Raw genomic sequence first — 18,754 nt, forward strand, 5'->3', positions numbered from 1 at the left:
TGTTGCGATTACTCAGAAACCGCTCGATCTGCCATCGGATCGGCGCACTGCTGGCCGGGGTCACGACCCTGGCCGCGAGCCTCACCCTGGTGACGGCGAACGGGGCCAGCGCCGAAGAACAGGCACCGGCCAACGCGATGGCACACGTGGCGGCGATGCAGCCCGGCTGGAACCTGGGCAACACCCTGGACTCCACCGGCGAGGACGAGACCTCCTGGGGCAACCCGCGGATCACCCAGGCGTTGCTGCGCAACGTGAAGGCGCAGGGCTTCAAGAGCATCCGCATCCCGGTGACCTGGACCCAGCACACCGGGCCCGCGCCGGACTACCCGATCAAGCCTGCCTACCTGGACCGGGTCAAGGAGGTCGTCGGCTGGGCGCTGGCCGAGGGCCTCTACGTGATGGCCAACCTGCACCACGACTCCTGGCAGTGGATCTCGACCATGCCGGCCGACCGCGCCGGTGTGCTCAACCGCTACAACAAGCTGTGGATCCAGCTGGCCGCCGCCTTCAAGGGTTTCTCCCCGACCAGGCTGACCCTGGAGAGCGTCAACGAGCCGCAGTTCACCGGCAGCTCGGGCGCGGCGCAGAACGCCGAGCTGCTGCACGAGCTCAACGCCTCCTTCCGGGACATCGTGCGCCGCTCCGGCGGCAACAACGCCCGGCGCCTGCTCGTGCTGCCCACCCTGCACACCTCTTCCGAGCAGGCGCGGCTGGACGAGCTGGCGGCCTCGATCCGCGGGTTCAACGACCCCAACCTGATCGCCACCGTGCACTACTACGGCTACTGGCCGTTCAGCGTGAACGTCGCGGGCGGCACGCACTTCGACGCCACCGCGCAGAAGGACGTCACCGACTCCTTCGACCGGGTGCACAACACCTTCATCGCGCGCGGCGTGCCGGTGATCCTCGGCGAGTACGGCCTGCTCGGCTTCGACCGGCACACCGGGACCATCCAGCAGGGCGAGAAGTTGAAGTTCTTCGAGTACCTCGGCCACCACGCGCGCCAGCGCAAGATCACCACGATGCTGTGGGACAACGGCCAGCACCTGGGCCGCAACTCCTTCCAGTGGAGCGATCCCGAGCTGTGGGCGCAGATCAAGTCGAGCTGGCGGACCCGCTCGGCCACCGCCGCCACCGACCAGGTGTTCAGCGCCCGGTCCAGCGCTGTCACCGCCAAGACGATCACGTTGAACCTCAACGGAACCTCGTTCACCGGGCTGCGCCACGGCAACACCGAACTGGTGCGCGGCCGGGACTACACCGTCTCCGGGGACCAGCTCACCCTGACCGCCTCGGCGATCACCAGGCTGAGCGGATCACGGGAGTACGGCGTCAACGCGGTGCTCTCGGCCCGCTTCGCCAACGGCCTGCCGTGGCGGATCAACCTCGTCACCCACGACCAGCCGATCCTGGCCGCTGCCAACGGAACCACGGCCGCCTTCGCCATCCCGACCACCTTCCGCGGTGACCTGCTGGCCACCATGGAGGCCAAGTACGACGACGGCAGCAACGCGGGCCCGCACGACTGGACCCCGTTCAAGGAGTACGACCGCGCGTTCGCGCCCAACTACGCCGGCAACGCCACCACCCTGACCGCGGACTTCTTCGCCGCGGTCAAGGACAACGCCAGGGTGACGCTGACCTTCCACTACTGGAGCGGCGTCAAGCTGACCTACCACGTCACCAAGTCGGGCAGCACGGTCACCGGCACGACGGCCTGACCCACCCAGGCCGCGGTGGTACGCGGGGAGCCCCACTCCGGGCTTCCCGCGTACCCGCACACCCATGGAGGAACTCAGCATGCACCGGTACCGATCAGCGGCAGCCACGGCCCTCGCCGCCGTGCTGACCGCGACCCTCAGCAGCGCCCCGGCTGCCGCGGCCGCGCCACTGGACCAGGCGCACACCGCGGGCCGGGTCACCAATTCCGTGCAGTACACCTGGCCCGGCGTCTACTTCGAAGGCCGCTTCCGCGGCACCGGAGTCGGCATCGTGCTCAACGACACGGTGAACGACTACGAGGTGCAGGTCGACGGCAAGACCGTCGCCACCCTGGTGACACCGGGCCGGACCACGCACTGGGTGCGCGGCCTGAGCAACGGCCCGCACCGCGTCCGGCTGGTCAAGCGCACCGAGAGCACCTGGGCCGCGGGGGAGTTCGGCGGTTTCGTGGCCGCGCCCGGCGGCGCGATCCTGGCAAAGCCGCCCGCGCGCGCCAGGCAGGTCGAGTTCATCGGCGACTCGATGACCGCGGGCTACGGCAACATGTCCACCTCGCGCGACTGCTCGGCCACCGGCGGCGTCAGCCGCAACACCAACACCGACCAGAGCTTCGGCGCGCTCACCGCCCGCGCCCTCAACGCCGACTACCAGGTCAACGCGCAGTCCGGCCTGGGCATGGTGCGCAACTACAACGGCGGTTCCCCGGAGATCACCTACCGCACCTTCTACGACCGCGCGCTGCAACACGTGCCCGGTGACGTGTGGCGCAACCCCTCCTGGCGACCGCAGCTGGTCGTGGTCGGCCTGGGCGCCAACGACTTCTCCACCGCGATCAACCCCGGCGAGCAGTGGACCCCGGAACGCCTGGTCGCGGCCTACAAGTCCGCCTACCACGGGTTCCTGGACAAGCTGCGGGCCCGCTACGGCCCCGGCACCACGATCGTGGTCAGCGCCACCGCGGTGTCCAGCACCACCACCTTCGCCGACGCCACCGGGCAGGTCGTGCAGGAGCGCAACCGCAAGGGGGACAACCGGATCCGCCACTGGTTCTACAACGACCCGGCGCTGGACCGCCTCGGCTGTGACTGGCACTTCTCCCAGCGCGACCACCGGCTGATCTCCGGCCTGCTCACCAACTACCTGGCCAAGCTGCCCCTGGGTTGGTGACGGCGGTCCAGCGCCGCGTGCTCAGCGGTCCCAGCGGGTCGCGCGGCTGAAGGTGCGCGGGTCGCCGCTGAGGCCGACGACCGTGCCGGAGTTGTTCACCCCGGCGGCGATCCCCGCCTCCTCATCGTGCAGCACCGGCAGCACGGTGAGGGTGCCGTCCAGCTCGCGCAGCACGGCCCTGCTGTCGCCGAGCTCGTGGAAGCGCGACTCGATGGTGATCAGCCCGTCGTCGTTGATGTCGTTGGCGATCCCCGCGCGGCCACCGGGGACCAGGCCGAGGTCGGTGACGGTGCCGTCGAGGTTCCAGCGCACCGGCCTGCTGCCGGAGAGACCGACGATCACCCCGTGCCGGTTGACCGCCTCGGCGCGGTTGGAGGTCTGGCCCGGCAGCGCGGGCAGCGGCGTGACGGTGCCGTCCGGCAGCCACCGGACCGCGACCTGGTTGTTGCCCAGGTTGGAGGAACCCACCGCGGTGCCGTCCGCGCCGACCGCGCGGACCAGGGACCGCTCGTGCCCCGGCAGCGGGTCCAAAATGGACATCGCGCCGTCGGGACTCCAGCGCAGACCGCGCTCGAACCACTTGTCCTCGGTGTAGTAGGAGGACTGGCCGACCACCACACCGTCGTCGTTGACCCCGACGGCGTAACCGCTGCTGTTCCCCTGCTCGTTGACCGGCAGGGTGAGCACCTCGACCCGGCCCTGGGCGTCCCAGCGCACCGGCCGCTCCAGCTCCGGGTCCTGGGCGTCACCCACCACGACCCCGCTGCTGTTGACCGCCCAGGCCTGCGTGGTCTTGCGCCCCTCCGGCCGGGCCAGCTCGGTCATCGAGCCGTCCCGTTCCCAGCGCACGGCCCGCCGGTAGTCGCTGTTCCTTGACTCGCCGACGATGACCCCGTGGTCGTTGATCGCGGTGGCGTGCGAGCTGCCGGTGCCGGGCAGCACCCCCAGATCGGCAGGCGTGGCCGCGGCCATGGCCGGTGTGGCGCCGCCGATGACCAGCAGCGCGGTCAGCGCGAGCGTGCCCGCGACGGACGCACGTCGAATGCGCACGAAGATGTCCTTCCCCAGTGGGTTGAGCTTCCCGCGGAGCGTATATCGCCCCTGACAGGAACAGGCCAGTGGAGCGATCCCGCCGGTCCGGCTGCCCTAGCGTGGACCGCGACACCGGAAGACTCGGAGTGCGAGGGCAAGGCGATGGCGAAGATCGGGGAGTACCCACGGGTTCGCCTGACGCACGTGCACAGCGAGGAGGAGCGCGAGTACCTCGTCGTCGCCACGCACAAGATCCGGTACTCACTGCACCAGATCCCGGTGCCGAGGCCGGCCACCGGTGTGGTGGTGGACACGGTGGCGTGCGGCTCCTGCGACGCGCGCCTGGAGGTGCGGGTGTTCAGTCCGGCCCAGCGGCTGCGGGCGAAGCTGCGCTGGCTCGCGGTGCTGCTGGTGGGTGCGGTGATCGCCGCCGTGGCCACCTCCGCCCTGGTCGCCCTGGACCAGGCGGACGACCTGAGCGGGTCGCCGATGCTGCTGTGGCTGCTCACCAACGCCGTCGGCCTCGGCGCGGTGGTCACGGGCGGTGTGTTCCTGTGCACCGAGGACGGCGTGCGGCTCCCGTCGTTCTGGCGCGACGCCAGCCACCGGCTCCGCCGCTGGTGAACCGCCCGCTGCGATCTAGAGTGGGCTGGTGCCGCTAGTGGAGATCACCCATGCCCCGGAAGTCGCTGAGTCCGTCCTCCGCGAGCTCGGCTCGGTGTTGCCGCACCTGGTGTCGGTAGCGGTGGAATGCCCGGAGGAACCGTACGACGGCGACCTGCGACCGGGGGATGTGGAGATCCGGTTCCGGCAGCTGGGACCACTGGACCGCTGCGGGCTGCCCGTGGTGATCGAGATCCGGTCGAAGTGGTTCGAGAGCAGGGCGGCCAACCGGCAGGAACGGGTGGACCGGCTGCACGCCGACATCACGGCCGCCACCGGGCTGGCGGACTTCGGCGTGTACCTGTCGCTGCCGGTGGCCGCTTGGGCGCAGGGGGACTAGCGCGCCGAAGTCGGGGTGCGGCCGTAGCCCTGCCGCCGAAGCAGCCCAGGAAGAAGTGAGCCACCGGCCGGTCCGCGGCCAGCCCGCGGGCTCCGGCACCACTTCCGCCGGATCCGGCCGCGCCAGGTGCTCGGTGCGGGGACCGCTTGTGTTCAGCTCGCCGCGCGTTCGGCCAGCACCCGGGCCAGCTCCGCCGAGGGCACCTCCGGCACCCGCTCGGTCTGCGCGACCAGCGCCCACCGGTCGCCGTCCTCGGCCGGTGACCAGTGCGCCGCGGTGTCCAGGTGGTGCCGCACCAGCCGGGACAGCGCGGCGTGGCAGGCGGGTTCGCCGTCCTCGGTGAGGGCGTGCGCGCGGGCGGTGCGGCGCAGCGGGGCGCGCAACCGGTAGCGGCCCTCGGTGACCGGTTCGAGCAGGTGCGCCTCGACGAATGCGTCCACCAGGTCCTCGGTGGTGGCAGGATCGCGGTCCAGGATCGCGGTGGCGGCGGACAGGGTGAGGGTGTCGCCGTCGGGCACGGCGAGCAGGCGCAGCGCGCGGGCCGGTTCCGGTGCCAGGGCGCGCAGGGTGGCGGCGTAGGGGTCCTCGGCGGCCGGGGTGACCGGGGTGGTGAGGCGGCGGACCGCGGTGGCCAGGCTCCAGTCCGGGCGGGCGGCCAGCCGGGCGGCCACGTTGTGCAGCACCTGGGGCAGGCCGTCGGCGTGCGCGAGCAGGGCCTCGACCGCGCTGGGGTCGGTGGCCAGGCGGTCGGCGCCGATGGTGCGCGCCAACAGTTCCCGCGACTCCCCGGGGGTCAGCGCGGGCAGGGTGTGCCAGCGGGCGTGCGCCAGCTCGTGCAGCCGCTGCCGGGCGGTGAGCAGCACGGCGGGTCCGGAGGTGCCGGGCAGCACCGCGCGCACCCGGGCCTCGTCCACCGCGTCGTCGGCGAGCAGCAGGATGCGCCGCCCGCAGGTGAGCGTGCGCCACAACGTGATCCGCTCGGCGCCGGAGTCGGGGACCTCGGTGACGCCGAGCGCGCGCAGCAGCACCGGCAGCGGATCGGGAGTGGATGCGCCGCGCAGGTAGACGTAGAACTGCCCGTCCGGGAAGTGCTCGGCCACCAGGTGTGCCAGGTGCACCGCGGCGGTGGTCTTGCCGATGCCGGGCGCACCGGTGAGCGCGTGCACCGGCACGCCCTTCTCCTGCGGGCGCAGCTGCGCGGCGATCCCGGCGAGCAGCTCGTGGTGGCCGGTGAACTCGGGCAGGTCCGGTGGCAGCTGCATGGGCAGGCGGGCGCGCTCGGCGGTGCTGAGCGGGCGCACCGGGGTCGGGCCGGACAGGCCGGGATCGGCGCGCAGGATCCGCCGCTGCATCTCGCGCAGCTCCGCGCCGGGGTCCAGGCCGAGTTCGTCGGTGAACAACCGGACCGCGTCCTGGTACAGCTCCAGCGCCTCGGCCTGCCTGCCGGCGCGGTAGAGGCCCAGCATGACCATCGTGCGGGCGCGTTCGCGCAGCGGCTCCTCGATGATCAGCGAGCTGAGCGCGGCCACGGCCTCGGTGTGCCTGCCCAGCTCCAGGTCGGCGGCGGCCAGGTCCTCCACCGCGGTCAGCCGCAGCTCGCGCAGCCGCACCCGCTCCCGCTCGGCGTAGTCCCCGCGCACCCCGGCCAGCGGCGTGCCCTGCCACAGCTCCAGCGCCGCCCGCAGCGCGCCGGCCTCGGCGTCCAGGTCACCGGTGCGCCGGGCCTCGCGGGCGGTGGACAGGTGCGCCTGGAAGTCGGCCAGGTCCAGCTGACCCGGCGCGGTGGGCAGCGCGTAGCCACCGGCGACCGAGCGGATCACGGTGGCCGGGCGGCCGTCGCCGAGCGCGCGGCGCAGCTTGGAGACGTAGGAGCGCACCATGCCGCCCACCGCCGGCGGCGGGCTGGCCCCCCACACCGCGTCCACCAGCGCGTCCTGGGTGGCCACCGTGCCGCCGTGCAGCAGCAGCACACCCAGCAGCGCGCGCTGCTGCGGCGCGCCGAGGTCGGCCTCGGCCCCGTCCAGCCATGCCCGCACCGGACCCAGCAGCTCGAACCGCAACCCCGCGCTCACCAGCCCCACCCTATGCACGTCCCGCCGCCGGTTCCCCTCCCGCACGACCCCAACCCGGTGACCGCGTCAGACGGGGCCCGATGCCGACCGGAGCACGGCCGAGGCGGCGGTCGCGAGCGTGTGCGCCTCCAACTCGAGCCGTGCCTGGTCGCCGGGAAGAGCACGTTCGGTCAGCAGGCCGTTGACGACGGTCAGCAGGAAGCGGGCCTGGTGTTCGAGCACGCCGGGGGCGAGCGCGCCCTCTTCGCGGAGGACGGCCAGCCACTTCTCGACGCGGTGCACGGCAAGTCGTTCGAGGGACAGGAAAGCATGGGTGGCGCCCTCGGACGGGGGTGATGCGATGTAGGCGTCGTACTGCGCGCGCCAGTGGTCGCGTGCCTGATCGCCCGTCCCCACCTGCGCCATCAGCAGCCGCAGGCAGGCCACGAGCCGTTTGTCAGGAGTGCGCGCGGTGTCCTGCATCGGGTCGTCGGGCAGGTCGACGTCGTAGATGCCGGCGACCACGGTGTCGAGCAGCTCCCGCTGCGTCGGGAAGAAGTGTCGCAGCGACCCGGTGCTCACGCCGGCGCGTGCGGCGACCGCGCGCACGCTCAGCCTGGCCGTCGGATCCTCGCCGAGCATGGTCGCCGCGGCGATCAGGATCTTGTCTCGCGTGTTGTGCGGCATCGGTCCGTTCACTCCGTTCGGCGCTCGCTCCGGCCCTTGTTAGCACAGCGTGCTACGGTGTGAAGAAACTAGTACAGTGTGATAGTCGAAGAGTGTGAGGAGCAGACATGACGGTCACCGACCGCGACCCCTGGCTCTTGCGGGGTGACCGTCCCCTGTGGACGCCCGCGGTGCCGGCGGGCCTGGAGTACCACCGGGTCTACGCGTCCGAGAAGCGGCGCATCCTGCGTGGGATTGTCGCGATTGTGCTGCTGGTGGCCGGGTTCGTCGGGTTCGCGGTCCTGTTCCAGCGTCTCTCGGAGGTCCTCGACGCCGCTGTGTTCGCACGGTCCGGGCCCTCGACGCCGCTACGTCAGGCCGCGGGTGCGCTGGGGCTGACCGCGTTGATCCCGTACAGCATGCTGGTGCAGCGTGTCCTCTACGGCGTGCCCGCGGGGTCGCTGCACTCGGTGGCGGGGCGGTTCCGGTTCGGTGTCCTCGGCCGCGCGCTGCTGGTGTTCGGCCCGCTCCTGCTGGTCGTGATCGCGGTGGGGTCGCTGGGGGCCGGCGACCCTGTTCCGTGGACGAGCGCCGATCTGGTCTGGTTCTTCGTCATCGGGATGCTGCTGACCCCTCTCGCCGCGGCGGGGGAGGAGTACGGGTTCCGGGGCCTGATGTTCCGTGTGCTCGGGGGCTGGACCCGCGGGGCCCGCTCCGGCGCGGTCCTCGGCATCGTCGTGACGACCGTGCTGTTCTCGCTCGCGCACGGATCGCTCGATCCGTTCCTGTTCGCCTCCTACCTCGTGCTGTTCTCCTCGATGGCGATCGTCACCTGGCGCACGGGCGGGCTGGAGGTCGCGGTCGTCCTGCACGCCGTCTACAACGTGACCTTCCTCGTGCTCGCCACGACCCTGCACGTCGACGTGGGCGGCGAGCTCGCGACCCGGTCGGAGGCGGTCGGTTCGTGGGTCAACCTCGTCCCCAGCGCGGCGCTGGTCGTCATCACCGCCATCGTCTGGTGGATGACCCGCAGGACCGGCCCCGCGCGCACACCCGGGAACGAGGAGCCGGCACGCGGTACGCGCGCCGGCGGACCGGAGGCCGGCTGCGGGGAGGGGCAGCAGTCATGAGCGCGAGCTGGAACCAACGCCGGCTGGCCAAGCGCGCGGAGCCCGGCGACGGGCGGGCGCTCAAGCCCTTCCGCTGGTGGCAGATGGTGCGGCGCTCGGTGTTGTCGATCACCCTCCCGGTCCACGGACGTCCGGTCGTGCACACCGTCGAGGTCAGACACGGCGGGGACGCCGAGTCCGGCGTGGTGCGGGCCGGGCTCTACCTCAACGGCCGCCTCCAGTTGGAGTCGAAGCTGCCGGCGCGTTTTCCGGTCGCGGGCGGTCACATCGAGGTCCGCAAGAGCGAGGCAGGCATGCGCCGCTGCCACTTCCTCAGCGACGACGGCACGGTGCGGCCTCTCGTGCCCGACCCGCGATCGGCCGAAGGGCGACGCATGCGCTTCGCGCGCGAGCATCCCGCCGCCAGCGGGCTCATCGGCGCCGTCTCGATCCTGATGCTGCTCATCGGTCTCGGGTTGAACCTGCTGCAGATGGCAGAACCGATCTCCCAGATCCCGCCGATCGCCGCCACGCTGGGCACGTTCGAGTCACCGCTGCGGCTGCCGGTGTGGCTCAACCTGACACTCGGTGTCGGCGCCGCGGTCGGCGCCATCGAGCGCGCGATGCGCATGCGCTACCACTGGCTCCTCGACAGCGGCGCCGGCACCTAGCCGCCACAGGCCAGACAGCGCCGCGGTCGCTCCCAGTACCGAAGGCCACGGCGTGCTCCTGCGCGGGCACCCAGCTCGCGCGGCGGCAGCCGTAACCCCGCCGCAGCGGGTTCAGCTCCCATACCCGAGGTAACGAAGAAATAACGGTCGGTGATGGACCCGATCCGTGCTCCCCCCGACGCCGAATGCGAGGTGTTCGACCGCCCACCCGGAAGAGAGAAGCCAGTCATGACCAACACCGCCCGCCGCACCACCGCCACCCTCGGCGTCGCCTCGATCGCCCTGCTCGCCGCGGCCTGCGGTTCCGGCGACATGGCAGGCAACTCCAGCACCCCCTCTGCCGCCCCGAGCAGCGCCGCGGCCCCCACCTCCAGCGCGATGGCCGACCCCGCCCGCGACCTGGTCGGCCCCGGCTGCGCCGACTACGCCAAGTTGGCCCCCAGCGGCGGCGGCTCGGTCACCGGCATGGCGGCGGACCCGGTCGCGGTCGCCGCAAGCAACAACCCCCTGCTCAAGACCTTGGTCAGCGCCGTCTCCGGCAAGCTCAACCCCAAGGTCAACCTGGTCTCCACCCTCAACGGCGGCGAGTTCACCGTCTTCGCCCCCGTCGACTCGGCCTTCGCCAAGATCGACCCCGCCACCATCGAAAAGCTCAAGACCGACGACGCCCTGCTGACCAAGATCCTCACCTACCACGTGCTCCCCGGCCAGATCACCCCCGACAAGATCGCCGGCGACCAGAAGACGGTGCAGACCGGCGTGCTGAAGGTGACCGGCGCAGGCAACACCCTCAAGGCCAACGACGCCAACGTCATCTGTGGCGGCGTGCACACCGCCAACGCCACCGTCTACCTCATCGACTCAGTCCTCATGCCTAAGTAACCCCCGCCCCCCGGCCGCCAGAGCCCGCGACAATCCCTCCGGCGGCCGGCCCCGCGACCCACTCCCGCCCCGCCCCAGACCAGCGGTTATGCTGACTCCAGCGCCGCCGCCCCGCCTTGGTTCACCCGATTGAGTGCGGTGATCCAAAACGAAAGGCAACCAAAACCGGGGTTCGAGCGTTCCGCAGAGGAACGGTGGCGGCGGCGGACCCCGTCAGGGGCGGCAACGCGCGGCCCAGATCGCCCGGCGAGCCGTCGCAGCCGTCGGCCAGGGGCCTCGCCACGGAGCGCGTCGAGGCCACAGCACCGTCAGCCCCGCCGACGCTTGGTCGCTCGCCGAACCCACTGCCACGCCCGCCCCGCCCGCTCCGCCCAGCCCAGCCCAGCCCGTCGCGATCGCCGCGCCCGCTCCGCGCAGTCCGCCGCGATCGCCCCGCTTCGCCCGTCCCGCCGCGGTCGCCGCGCCCAGCCCACCGCGCCCAGCCCACCGCGATCGTCGCGACCGCCTCGCCACGATCGCCCGCCCCGCCCCGCCCTGCCACGATCGCCCCGCCGCCGTCGCGATCGCCCCGCCCCGGCCGCCGAACCTACTCACCGGTCGGTCCCGCCCCGCCCCATCCCCGGTGGTCACAGCCCCACCCCCGCAACCTGAATTCACAGGTTCTTTGTGGCAGATCTGGTGTGAATCGGGCGCTCGGTGGTGTAGTGCGGCTCGCCCTTTGTATGGTTCCTACAAAGCAAGGGCCTCGGCATGCGCGATCCGGAACATAGTTGAGCCGGGCTCCAATCCAGCAGGGTATACAGCGGTGCAGGCGACGCTCCGGGACCCGGACGTCGCCTTCCGCGTGCGGGTAATTGGGAGGCTCAGCCGGTGTTCAGTCGTGTCGCCATCGTCAACCGTGGAGAGGCCGCGATGCGGCTCATCCACGCCGTCCGGGATCTGTCGGCGGAAACCGGGCAGCGGATCGAGACGGTGGCCCTCTACACCGACGCCGACCGCAGCGCGACCTTCGTCCGGGAGGCCGATGTCGCCTATCCGCTCGGTCCGGCCTCGGCCCGGCCCTACCTCGACTACGCGGTGCTGGAAAAAGCGCTGGTCGAGACCAAGGCCGATGCCGCGTGGGTCGGCTGGGGCTTCGTCGCCGAGGACCCGGTGTTCGCCGAGCTGTGCGAGAAGATCGGGGTCACCTTCGTCGGGCCGAGCGCTGAGGCCATGCGGCAGCTCGGGGACAAGATCGGCGCGAAGCTGATCGCCGAGGAGGTCGGGGTTCCGGTCGCGCCGTGGAGTCGTGGCGAGGTCGCGACCCTGGACGACGCGTTGCGGGCCGGGGAGCAGATCGGCTATCCGCTGATGCTCAAGGCGACCGCGGGCGGCGGCGGCCGCGGTATCCGCCGGGTCGACTCGCACGAGCAGCTGACCGAGGCCTACCAGCTGACCCGGCAGGAGGCCGAGCGCGCGTTCGGCTCCGGCGTGGTGTTCCTGGAGCGGCTGGTCACCGGGGCGCGGCACGTCGAGGTGCAGGTCATCTCCGACGGCCAGACCGCCTGGGCGCTCGGTGTGCGCGACTGCTCGGTGCAGCGGCGCAATCAGAAGATCATCGAGGAGTCCGCCTCGCCGGTGCTGGCGCCAGCGCAGACCGCTGAGCTGAAGGCATCCGCCGAGCGGCTCGCGGTCAAGGTCGGCTACCGCGGCGCCTGCACGGTGGAGTTCCTCTACCACCCGGGCGAGAAGCTGTTCGCGTTCCTGGAGGTCAACACCCGCCTCCAGGTCGAGCACCCGATCACCGAGATCACCACCGGCACCGACCTGGTCCGGCTCCAGCTGCACGTGGCCGGTGGCGGTCTGCTGGAGGGCGAGCAGCCCGCCGAGCTCGGCCACGCCGTGGAGGCCCGGCTCAACGCCGAGGACCCCGACCGCGACTTCGCCCCCGCCCCCGGCCGGATCACCCGGCTGACCCTGCCCGCCGGACCCGGCATCCGGGTGGACACCGGCGTCTCCGAGGGCGACACCATCCCGGGCGACTTCGACTCCATGATCGCCAAGATCATCGCCTACGGCCGGGACCGCGAGCAGGCGCTGGGCAGGCTGCGCCGCGCGATGGCCGAGACCACCGCGATCATCGAGGGCGGCGCGACCAACAAGAGCTTCGTGCTCGACCTGCTCGACCAGCCCGAGGTGGTCCAGGCCACCGCGGACACCGGCTGGATCGACCGGGTCCGCGGCGAGGGCCGGCTGGTCAACCACCGGCACTCCGCGATCGCGCTGGCCGCGGCCGCCATCGAGGCGTACCAGGACGAGGAGGAGGTCAGCACCCAGCGGCTGATCTCCACCGCGCACGGTGGCCGCCCGCAGGCCCAGCACGAGGTGGGCCGCCCGCTGGACCTCAAGCTTCGCGGCGTCGGCTACCGGGTGTGGGTGGCCAGGGTCGGTCCGCAGCGGTTCCGGGTCGGCGTCTCCGGCGGCGGCGAGGTGCACCACGCCGACGTCGAGGTCGAGCGCTTCGACCAGCACTGCGGCCAGATCCTGGTCAACGGCCGCCGGTTCCGGCTGGTCTCGGCCACGCACGGGCCCATCCACCTGGTCGAGGTGGACGGCGTCACGCACCGGATCAGCCGCGACGAGGGCGGCGTGGTCCGCGCCCCTGCCCCCGCGCTGGTGGTGGCCACCCCGCTGGCCGCCGGTGACGAGGTCGAGTCCGGCGCGCCGATCCTGGTGCTGGAAAGCATGAAGATGGAGATGGTGCTGCGCGCGCCGTTCCGCGCCAAGGTCCGCGAGTGCCCGGTGTCGGTGGGCAGCCAGGTGGAGACCGGCACCCCGCTGATGCGCCTGGAGCCGCTGGCCGAGGAGGGCGCGGAGGTGGAAGCCGCCGCCGAGACCGGCGCGGTGGAGATCGACCTGCCCGCCGAACCCCTCGGCGTGTCCGCGGCCGAGCGCGCCGAGCGCGGCCTGCAGGACCTGCGCAGCCTGCTGCTGGGCTACGACGTCGACCCGCACGACCGCGGCCGCGTGCTCAGCCAGTACCTGGCCGCCCGCGCCGAGCTGGGCAGCAGGCCGCTGCCGGGCGAGCTGGAGCTGCTCACCGTCTTCGCCGACCTCTCCGAGCTCAGCCGCAACAAGCCGGGCAACGAGCTCGACGTCGAGCCGCACAGCCCGGTGCACAGCCCGCGCGAGTACTTCCACAGCTACCTGCAGAGCCTGGACGTGGAGCGCGCCGGGGTCACCGAGGGCTTCCAGGCCAAGCTGCAGCAGGTGCTCACCCACTACGGCGTCACCGCCCTGGACCGCACCCCGGAGCTGGAGGCCGCGGTCTTCCGGATCTTCCTGGCCCAGCAGCGCACCGCCACCGACGTCGCGGTGGTCTCGGAGGTGCTGCGCCAGTGGCTGGCCGGCGCGCCGCCGCTGGAGTCGATGCGGGAGAGCGCCGGTCTGACCCTGGAACACCTGGTGCAGGCCACCCAGGTGCGCTTCCCGGCGGTCTCGGACCTGGCCCGCGGCGTGGTGTTCCGCTGGTTCGCCCAGCCGCTGCTGCGCCGCACCCGCGCCAAGGTCTACGCCGAGGTCCGTAGCGAGCTGCGCTACCTCGACCGCAACCCCGACGCCCCGGACCGCGCCGAGCGGATCCAGGCCATGGTGTCCTGCTCCGAGCCGCTGGTCCGGCTGATCGGCCAGCGCATCGGACGGCCCGGCCGGGACCACGCGCCGCTGCTGGAGGTGCTGACCCGCCGCTACTACGGCAACCGCTGGCTGTCCGGGGTGACCGCGCGGCAGACCGCGGGCTGCCCGTTCGTCACCGCCGAGCACACCGGCCCGGACGGGGTGGCCCGCGTGGTCACCACCGCGGTGGACATCGACTCCCTGCCCGCGGCCATCGGCGCGCTGGGCAGTTTCGCCGACGGGGTGGCCGACGGTGAGCTGGTCGCCGACCTCTACGTCACCTGGGAGGACCAGCCCGACGCGGAGGCCATGTCGGTGCGGCTGGGTGAGCTGCTCACCGAGCACCCGCCGCCCTCGGCCATCCGCCGGATCACTACCGCGGTGGCCGGCACCAGCGGCGCGGTGATGCACCACCACTTCACCTTCCGCCCCGACGGCGACGGCTTCGCCGAGGACCGGCTGATCCGCGGGCTGCACCCGCAGATCGCCGACCGGCTCCAGCTGCAACGCCTGCGCGAGTTCGACCTCACCCGGCTGCCCTCGGCCGATGAGGAGATCTACCTCTTCCGCGCGGTGGCCAAGACCAACCCGGCCGACGAGCGGCTGATCGCGATGGGCCAGGTCCGCGACCTGACCCCGCTGCGCGAGTCCGAGGGCCGCCTGGTCGCGCTGCCCGCGCTGGAGGACGCGATCACCACCTGCCTGGGCGCGATCCGTGACATCCAGGCGCAGCGCCCGCAGAACAAGCGGTTCGACACCAACCGGATCATGATGTATGTCTGGCCGTCGACCGAGCTGTCCACCGACGAGCTGAACCAGCTGACTCAGCGCATCCTGCCCACCGCCACCGGCGCCGGGCTGGAGGAGGTCCAGTTCCTGGCCCGCCGCCGCACCGCGAACCGCGAGCTGGCCGAGGTGTCGGTGCGGATCACCCTGGAGCCGGGCAACGGCGCGCACCTGCACGTGGGCGAGCCGGACACCGAACCGGTGCGGCCGCTGGACGACTACCGGCAGAAGGTGTTGCGCGCGGCTCGCCGCGGCAACGTCTACCCCTACGAGTTGACCGACCTGCTGGCCGGCAACCAGGGCGTGTTCACCGAGCACGACCTGGACGAGCGCGGCGTGCTGGTGCCGGTGGACCGGCCCAAGGGCAAGAACTCCGCCGCGATCGTGGCCGGGGTGGTCAGCACGCCCACCGAGCGGCACCCCGAGGGCGTGACCAGGGTGGTGCTGCTGGGCGACCCGACCAAGGCGCTGGGCGCGCTCTCGGAGCCGGAGTGCTCCCGGGTGATCGCCGCGCTGGACCTGGCCGAGCGGATGCGGGTGCCGCTGGAGTGGTTCGCGCTCTCCTCCGGCGCCCGGATCTCGATGTCCTCCGGCACCGAGAACATGGACTGGGTGGCCACCGCGCTCAAGCGGATCGTGGAGTTCACCCAGGCCGGTGGCGAGATCAACATCGTGGTCGCCGGGATCACCGTGGGCGCGCAGCCGTACTGGAACGCCGAAGCCACGATGCTCATGCACACCAAGGGCATCCTGGTGATGACGCCGGACTCGGCGATGGTGCTCACCGGCAAGCAGTCGCTGGACTTCTCCGGCGGTGTTTCGGCCGAGGACAACTTCGGCATCGGCGGCTACGACCGGGTGATGGGCCCCAACGGCCAGGCCCAGTACTGGGCGCCGAACCTGGCCGGCGCGCGCGATGTGCTGATGTCGCACTACGACCACACCTACGTGGTGCCCGGTGAGACCGCGCCGCGGCGGGCGGTGACCAACGACCCGGTCGACCGGGACGTCACGCCGTACCCGCACGCCATCGTGGGCAGCGACTTCAGCACCGTCGGGGAGATCTTCTCCGCCGAGCACAACCCGGACCGCAAGAAGCCGTTCGACATCCGCACCGTGATGCGCGCGCTGTCCGACCAGGACCACCCGGTGCTGGAGCGCTGGGCCGGCATGGCCGACGCGGAAACGTCCGCGGTGCAGGACGTGCACATCGGCGGCTACCCGGTCTGCCTGATCGGCATCGAGTCCCGTTCGGTGCCCCGCCGTGGGTTCCCGCCCACCGACGGCCCGGACACCTACACCGCGGGCACCCTGTTCCCGCGTTCGTCGAAGAAGACCGCGCGGGCGATCAACTCCGCCTCCGGCAACCGCCCGCTGGTGGTGCTGGCCAACCTGTCGGGCTTCGACGGCTCCCCGGAGTCGATGCGCAAGCTGCAGCTGGAGTACGGCGCGGAGATCGGCCGGGCGATCGTCAACTTCGAGGGCCCGATCGTGTTCTGCGTGATCTCGCGCTACCACGGCGGCGCGTTCGTGGTGTTCTCCAAGGCGCTCAACCCGAACATGACCGTGCTGGCGCTGGAGGGCTCCTTCGCCTCGGTGCTCGGCGGCGCGCCCGCGGCGGCGGTGGTGTTCTCCGGCGAGGTGAACAACCGCACCGCCAACGACCCGAGGGTGGCCGAGCTGCAAGCGATGGTCACCGCGGCCAGCGGCGCGGAGCGGGCCGGGCTGAACACCCAGCTGGCCGAGGTGCGTTCCTCGGTGCGGGCGGAGAAGGTGGGCGAGGTGGCCGCGGAGTTCGACCGGGTGCACAGCATCCAGCGCGCGGTCGAGGTCGGCTCGGTGGACGCGATCATCAGTGTGGCCGAGCTGCGGCCGCGGATCATCGAGGCCATCGAACACGGCATGAAGCGCTGACCAGCGCGGGCACCGGCCAGCCGTGGCCGGTGCCCGCCACCAGGGAGCCGGGATGAGTGAGCAGGCTTCGCCGCTGGGCCGGGAAGTGCTCAGCGGAGCAAGCCTTGAGGTGCTGGAAGCGCTCTACCGCGAGTACTCGCCGCCCGAGCTGCCCTGGATCAACGCCGCCACCCCGAAATCGGCGCGGTTCTGGGTCACCTTCCTGGCCGGAGTGCCGGATCCGAGCCTGCCCTACGGCATGGGCACCTCACTGGCCGACACCGCCGGCGACGCCGAGTTCGAGGTGCGCGGGCGGGCCAGGCCGGACCACTACGTGATCCGGACCTTCCCCGGCGGCAGCGGGCACTTCCAGGTCGACGGCCTGGAACCGGCGGACAGCCTGGTGCAGTCGCCGCGGCAGCGGCACCGGCAGGTGGTGCCCGCGCGGACCTGGGTGCGGGAGCTGGTGCTGCCCAAGGCCAGGGTGACCGAGGCGCTGCGGGTACGGCTGGGGGAGGAGCCAAGCACGGACCTGCGCTTCGATCCGGTGCTGCGCCAGGGGATTCCGGCCGTGACCGGGCTGGTGGAGCTGATCAACGGCTGGGCGGACCCGGTGCGCGCGCAGCTGCTGGCCAGCTCGCCGTTGGCATTGCGGCACTTCGAGCAGCTGCTGGTGCAGGCCCTGCTGGACGCGCAGCCGCACGAGCTGAGCGAGCAGCTGGACCGGCACGCCGCCGGCCTGCCCATGGCCGCGGTGCGGCGGGCGATGGTCTACTGCGAGGAGCACGCGGACCGGCCGATCACGGTGCCGGACATGGCCGCGGCGGCTGGGGTCGCGGTGCGGCAGTTGCAGCGCAGCTTCCAGGAACACCTCGGCATGGGCCCGCTGGAATACCTGCGGCGGGTGCGGCTGGACAACGTGCACCAGGAGCTGCTCGCGGTCGCCTGCGGCCGGGCCGGCGGCACGGTGGCCGAGATCGCGCGCCGCTGGGGGTTCACCCACCAGGGCCGGTTCGCCCAGTACTACCGGGAGACCTACGGCTGCCCGCCGTCGCAGACCCTGCGCCAGCCGGGCTGACCGAGGTCGCGCCGCAGGAGGAGCGCACGATCAGACGTGGCACCATGCGCACGTGCCGCACCGGCGCGGCCGGGTTGCGCAGGTGCGCCAGCAGCAGTTCGGCGGCGCAGCGGCCCAGGTGTGCCTTGGGTGGGGCCACCGCGGTCAGTGGCGGGTCGGCCAGCGCGGCCACCTCGTCGTCGTAGGAGACCACCGCGAAATCCGTTGGCAGCAGGTAGTTTTGCGCGCGCAACCGCTGGAGCAGCAGCGCGGCGTCCTGGTCGCTGTGCACCAGCGCGGCCGTGGTTCCGGTCCGCGCGCACTCCTCGATCAGCGCGGACACCGCCTCGGCCCGCTCGTCCTGGCCGACCGCGAGCACCGGAGCGGCGGAAAGTCCCAGTGCGGCAACGGCTTCCGCGTGACCTGCCAGGATTCCCGGCCTGGTCGGCGTGTCCACCGCGAGCAGCGCCACGCCCCGGTGGCCGAGTCCGGCCAGGTGGGCCACCGCCCTGGCCGCGCCCGCCGCGTGGTCGGAGCGCACGGAGTCCACTTCGGACAGATCAAGTCCGCTGACCTGCCGCTCCAGCACCACGCACGGCACGCCCAGCTCGCGCACCCAGTCCCGCATCACGGTGCCCGGCGCGGGAGTCAGCAGCAGTCCGCGCGCGCCAGCCTCCACCATCGCCCGCGCCTGTCGCCACTGCTCCTGCTCGTCGTAGCGGGACACCTGGAGCACCAGCCTGCCCCCGGCGGCGGCCAGCGCGGACTGCGCGCCGCGGATCATGTCCGGGAAGTAGAAGGCGGTCGACGGCGACACCATGCCGACCACGACCTCCTCAGGCTCCGCCGCCGCGGCCTTCCGGGTGGCCAGCACCGCCGCGCCGCCGTGCACCCTGGTGAGCAGGCCGCGCTCGGCCAGGTGGCCGATGTCGCGCCGGACCGTCATGCCCGAGACACCCAGCAGGGCGGCCAGTTCCGCGGCGCGCACCGACCGGCGTCTGCGCACCTCGGCCAGGATGAGCTCGTGCCGCTCCTGCGGCAGCCGGGCCTCGTTCACC

Annotated in this window: 13 protein-coding genes; 9 read left to right on the plus strand and 4 right to left on the minus strand. The window is 72.2% G+C overall.

Features of this window, described 5'->3' with window-relative positions; genetic code table 11:
* Positions 1-2 precede the first annotated feature (2 nt).
* A complete protein-coding gene (locus N8J89_RS17480) occupies positions 3-1,724 on the plus strand; it encodes a cellulase family glycosylhydrolase (protein ID WP_283665417.1) in 1,722 nt (573 codons plus the stop codon).
* Between the two features lie 64 nt (positions 1,725-1,788).
* Entirely contained in the window at positions 1,789-2,892 is a 1,104-nt protein-coding gene (locus N8J89_RS17485) for an SGNH/GDSL hydrolase family protein (protein WP_283665418.1), read from the plus strand.
* Positions 2,893-2,913: 21 nt separating this feature from the next.
* Here N8J89_RS17485 and N8J89_RS17490 read toward each other — a convergent pair whose 3' ends face one another.
* Positions 2,914-3,942, minus strand: a complete 1,029-nt coding sequence (locus tag N8J89_RS17490; RefSeq protein ID WP_283665419.1) for a hypothetical protein — start codon at positions 3,940-3,942, stop codon at positions 2,914-2,916.
* Between the two features lie 144 nt (positions 3,943-4,086).
* Here N8J89_RS17490 and N8J89_RS17495 point away from each other — a divergent pair, with 144 nt between their 5' ends.
* Entirely contained in the window at positions 4,087-4,548 is a 462-nt protein-coding gene (locus tag N8J89_RS17495) for a hypothetical protein (RefSeq protein ID WP_283665420.1), read from the plus strand.
* A 28-nt stretch (positions 4,549-4,576) separates the two neighbouring features.
* The gene (locus tag N8J89_RS17500) at positions 4,577-4,927 is read left to right on the plus strand and encodes a hypothetical protein (protein WP_283665421.1); all 351 of its coding nucleotides are present in this window, start codon (positions 4,577-4,579) and stop codon (positions 4,925-4,927) included.
* Positions 4,928-5,079: 152 nt separating this feature from the next.
* On the opposite strand, the gene N8J89_RS17505 is transcribed toward N8J89_RS17500, so the two are convergent.
* Together N8J89_RS17505 and N8J89_RS17510 are read right to left on the minus strand one after the other, a co-directional pair.
* Positions 5,080-6,999, minus strand: a complete 1,920-nt coding sequence (locus N8J89_RS17505) for an AfsR/SARP family transcriptional regulator (RefSeq protein ID WP_283665422.1) — start codon at positions 6,997-6,999, stop codon at positions 5,080-5,082.
* A gap of 66 nt (positions 7,000-7,065) precedes the next feature.
* Positions 7,066-7,665 (minus strand): TetR/AcrR family transcriptional regulator, encoded by a 600-nt coding sequence (locus N8J89_RS17510; protein WP_283665423.1) that lies wholly within the window; start codon positions 7,663-7,665, stop codon positions 7,066-7,068.
* 107 nt (positions 7,666-7,772) lie between these two features.
* On the opposite strand from N8J89_RS17510, the gene N8J89_RS17515 reads away from it, so the two are divergent.
* From N8J89_RS17515 to N8J89_RS17535, 5 genes are all read left to right on the plus strand, one after another.
* Positions 7,773-8,774: a CPBP family intramembrane glutamic endopeptidase gene (locus N8J89_RS17515; RefSeq protein WP_283665424.1), complete on the plus strand. Its 1,002-nt coding sequence runs from the start codon at positions 7,773-7,775 to the stop codon at positions 8,772-8,774.
* Positions 8,771-9,424, plus strand: coding sequence for a hypothetical protein (locus N8J89_RS17520; protein WP_283665425.1), 654 nt, complete (start codon positions 8,771-8,773; stop codon positions 9,422-9,424). Before N8J89_RS17515 ends, N8J89_RS17520 begins: the two co-directional genes overlap by 4 nt.
* 228 nt (positions 9,425-9,652) lie before the next feature.
* On the plus strand, positions 9,653-10,306 hold the full coding sequence (locus N8J89_RS17525) for a fasciclin domain-containing protein (RefSeq protein WP_283665426.1): 654 nt from the start codon (positions 9,653-9,655) through the stop codon (positions 10,304-10,306).
* Positions 10,307-11,176: 870 nt separating this feature from the next.
* Positions 11,177-16,660 carry an ATP-binding protein gene (locus tag N8J89_RS17530; RefSeq protein ID WP_283665427.1) on the plus strand — a complete coding sequence of 1,828 codons (5,484 nt, stop codon included), beginning with the start codon at positions 11,177-11,179 and terminating at the stop codon, positions 16,658-16,660.
* Between the two features lie 52 nt (positions 16,661-16,712).
* Positions 16,713-17,717 carry a helix-turn-helix transcriptional regulator gene (locus tag N8J89_RS17535; RefSeq protein WP_283665428.1) on the plus strand — a complete coding sequence of 335 codons (1,005 nt, stop codon included), beginning with the start codon at positions 16,713-16,715 and terminating at the stop codon, positions 17,715-17,717.
* On the opposite strand, the gene N8J89_RS17540 is transcribed toward N8J89_RS17535, so the two are convergent.
* Positions 17,635-18,753 (minus strand): LacI family DNA-binding transcriptional regulator, encoded by a 1,119-nt coding sequence (locus tag N8J89_RS17540; protein ID WP_283665429.1) that lies wholly within the window; start codon positions 18,751-18,753, stop codon positions 17,635-17,637. The genes N8J89_RS17535 and N8J89_RS17540 overlap by 83 nt on opposite strands.
* Position 18,754: the final 1 nt, after the last annotated feature.

Origin of the sequence: Crossiella sp. CA-258035, assembly GCF_030064675.1 — a bacterium.
In the GTDB taxonomy this organism is placed as follows: Bacteria; Actinomycetota; Actinomycetes; order Mycobacteriales; family Pseudonocardiaceae; genus Crossiella.

Bases quoted from the DNA above. Each gene is read 5' to 3' on its own strand.
- N8J89_RS17495 (WP_283665420.1), top strand. From the start codon at position 4,087: ATGGCGAAGATCGGGGAGTACCCACGGGTTCGCCTGACGCACGTGCAC.
- N8J89_RS17535 (WP_283665428.1), top strand. From the start codon at position 16,713: ATGAGTGAGCAGGCTTCGCCGCTGGGCCGGGAAGTGCTCAGCGGAGCA.
- N8J89_RS17485 (WP_283665418.1), top strand. From the start codon at position 1,789: ATGGAGGAACTCAGCATGCACCGGTACCGATCAGCGGCAGCCACGGCC.
- N8J89_RS17510 (WP_283665423.1), bottom strand. From the start codon at position 7,665: ATGCCGCACAACACGCGAGACAAGATCCTGATCGCCGCGGCGACCATG.
- N8J89_RS17520 (WP_283665425.1), top strand. From the start codon at position 8,771: ATGAGCGCGAGCTGGAACCAACGCCGGCTGGCCAAGCGCGCGGAGCCC.
- N8J89_RS17525 (WP_283665426.1), top strand. From the start codon at position 9,653: ATGACCAACACCGCCCGCCGCACCACCGCCACCCTCGGCGTCGCCTCG.
- N8J89_RS17515 (WP_283665424.1), top strand. From the start codon at position 7,773: ATGACGGTCACCGACCGCGACCCCTGGCTCTTGCGGGGTGACCGTCCC.